Raw genomic sequence first — 2,626 nt, forward strand, 5'->3', positions numbered from 1 at the left:
ATCAGCGCGTTGAAAGGGCCGCTGCATGGCGGCGCGCCCGGGCCGATCATCGAGATGCTGGACGAGATCGGCGCGCCGGATAACGCCCGCGCCTGGATCGAAACGGCGCTGGATCGCGGCGACCGGCTGATGGGCTTCGGCCACCGGATCTACCGCGTGCGCGATCCCCGCGCCGACGCGCTCAAGGCGGCTGTCCGATGGCTAGACGCCCGCCAGGGGCGGCTGGAGTTCGCCGAAGCCGTGGAAGCGGCGGCCCTGGCCATCCTGCGCGAACGCAAGCCCGATCGGTCGCTGCAGACCAATGTGGAATTCTACACCGCGCTTCTGCTGGAGGCCCTGGACTTCCCGCCTTCGGCGTTCACCTGCGTGTTCGCCATGGGCCGGGTGGCCGGCTGGCTGGCCCATGCGCGGGAGCAGATCGCGGGCGGACGCCTGATCCGCCCGGCCTCGATCTATGTGGGGCCGGCGCCGCGCAAGGCGGCGTAGGCCCGGCGGCCGTCGTGGCCGGTGATGTGCATTGGCGCGATCTCACCGATCGGGGCGGAACCCTCGAAGGCGATCTCGGTGAAGTCATCCGCCCGCGCCAGTCCCGCCCGCTCCACGAGGGCGTCGACCGTGCGACCGACCTGGGCGTCCAGGTGCCGGGCGAGCGCCGCCTCGCCCGCCGCCCTTAGCCGCGCCGCACGCGCCTTCACGACGGGTCGCGCCACAGGCGGCATGCGCGCCGCCGGCGTTCCCGGGCGCGGGCTGTAGGGAAAGACGTGCAGGAACGAGAGCCCGGCCTCGTCCACCAGCGCCAGGGTCTGCTCGAACATCGCCTCGGTCTCGGTCGGAAACCCCGCGATCAGGTCGGCGCCGAAGGCGGTCTCCGGGCGCACCGCCCGCACCTGCGCGATCAGGTTCAGCGCATCGGCGCGGCTGTGGCGTCGCTTCATGCGCTTGAGGATCATGTCGTCGCCGGCCTGCAACGACAGGTGCAGATAGGGCGCGAGCCGCGGCTCCTCGGCGAAACAGCGCAGCAGGTCCGCGTCGATCTCGGCCGCGTCGATGGACGACAGACGAAGCCGCGGCAGCTCAGGAACCAGCTTCAGGATCCGCGCCACCAGCTGGCCGAGCGTCGGCTGTCCCGGAAGATCCGCGCCCCAGCTGGTCACGTCGACGCCGGTCAGCACCACCTCGCGATAGCCTTCGGCCGCCAGTCGGCCGATCTGGGCGACCACCTCGCCGGCCGGAGCCGAGCGCGAATTGCCGCGCCCGAACGGGATGATGCAGAAGGTGCAGCGATGATCGCAGCCGTTCTGCACCTCGACATAGGCCCGCGCGCGGTCCTTCAGGCCGTCGACCAGATGGCCGGCCGTCTCGCGCACGCTCATGATGTCGTTCACCCGCACGCGGGCGGGCTCCGCGCTCGGTGAATAGGCGCCGGGCGCGGTCTTCTCGACATTGCCCAGCACCAGATCCACCTCGGGCATGGCGGCGAAGGCGCCCGGATCGATCTGAGCCGCGCAACCGGTGACGATCAGCCGCGCCCCCGGCCGTTCCCGACGCGCCTTGCGGATCGCCTGGCGGGCCTGACGCACCGCTTCCGCGGTCACCGCGCAGGTGTTGAAGATCACGGCGTCGGAAAGGCCGTCTTCCGCCGCCCGCGCCCGCACCTGCTCACTCTCATAGGCGTTGAGCCGGCAGCCGAAGGTGACGACGTCGACGCCGACGTCGAGATCAGGGCTGGAGGCCGACACGGGCGGGGTCCTTGGCGGAGAGAATCTTGACGGCCACGGCGCAGATGTCCTGGGTGCGCACCGGGCCGTGGGTGCGGGAGTCCACCGCATTGTCGCGGTTGTCGCCCAACAGATACCACGTCCCGGCGGGAACCGTGACCGGCGCGATGGCGTCGAGCCCGCCGCCGGTTTCCAGGTCGTGGACCCGCCAGCTCCGGCCGCCGGGCAGCGCCTCCTGAAGCAGCGCCGCGCGCACCGTCAGACCGGCCGCGGGCTCTGACCCGAGAAGTCGGCGGTCAATGGCCCGCCCATCCACGACGGGCCCGCCGTCGGTCATCCAGAGGGTCTGCCCTGGGCCCGCGATCGCCCGGGCCGGGTAAAGGTCCGCGCCGCGACGATAGAGGACCACATCGCCCTGTTGCACGGCCGTCTCCCCGCAGGCCGCGCGCGGCTGGTCGGCCAGGACCACATCACCGGCCCGCAGTCCCGGCGCCATCGCCTCGCCCTCGAGGGCGTGGGTTGCGAACGGCCCATAGGCGCGCAGCACCATGCTCAGCACCGCCAGTCCCATCCAGGGCGTCAGATAGAGCAGCGCCCGAGAGGCTCCGGTCGGGCCGGGCGCGCGGCGGGCGATCCAGGCCGCGTGGAACCCCAGGGCCGGGGCCAGGATCAGCCCCAGCACCGCCAGGGACTGCCGATCCAGCACAAAGATCCCGGGCGGCCACGTCACGGTCCAGGCCATCACCGCCAGCGGGCCAAGGCTGATCCCGACCACGGCCGCGAGCACCCAGCGCCAGGCGCCCACATAGGCGTAGCCCGTCGGCGGCAGCAGCGTGTTGAGCACGAACGCCAGCCAGACGCTGCGACGCCTTGGCTGTTCAGCCGGTTGGGCGGTCACGGCAGTTCCC

The 2,626-nt window shown here is 71.9% G+C and carries 3 protein-coding genes; 1 reads left to right on the plus strand and 2 read right to left on the minus strand.

The window, feature by feature from the left end:
* Window positions 1-486: citrate/2-methylcitrate synthase (locus ACIQ3R_RS17375; RefSeq protein WP_397420105.1), on the plus strand; the 486-nt coding region annotated here is incomplete at its 5' end.
* On the opposite strand, the gene mtaB is transcribed toward ACIQ3R_RS17375, so the two are convergent.
* Together mtaB and lepB are read right to left on the minus strand one after the other, a co-directional pair.
* Entirely contained in the window at window positions 453-1,739 is a 1,287-nt protein-coding gene (gene mtaB, locus ACIQ3R_RS17380; protein ID WP_397420106.1) for a tRNA (N(6)-L-threonylcarbamoyladenosine(37)-C(2))-methylthiotransferase MtaB, read from the minus strand. The two genes, ACIQ3R_RS17375 and mtaB, sit on opposite strands and share 34 nt — an antisense overlap.
* Window positions 1,720-2,626: signal peptidase I (gene lepB, locus ACIQ3R_RS17385; protein WP_397420107.1), on the minus strand; the 907-nt coding region annotated here is incomplete at its 5' end. The genes mtaB and lepB, both read right to left, overlap by 20 nt.

Origin of the sequence: Phenylobacterium sp., from assembly GCF_044371015.1 — a bacterium.
Classification (GTDB): Bacteria; Pseudomonadota; Alphaproteobacteria; order Caulobacterales; family Caulobacteraceae; genus Phenylobacterium.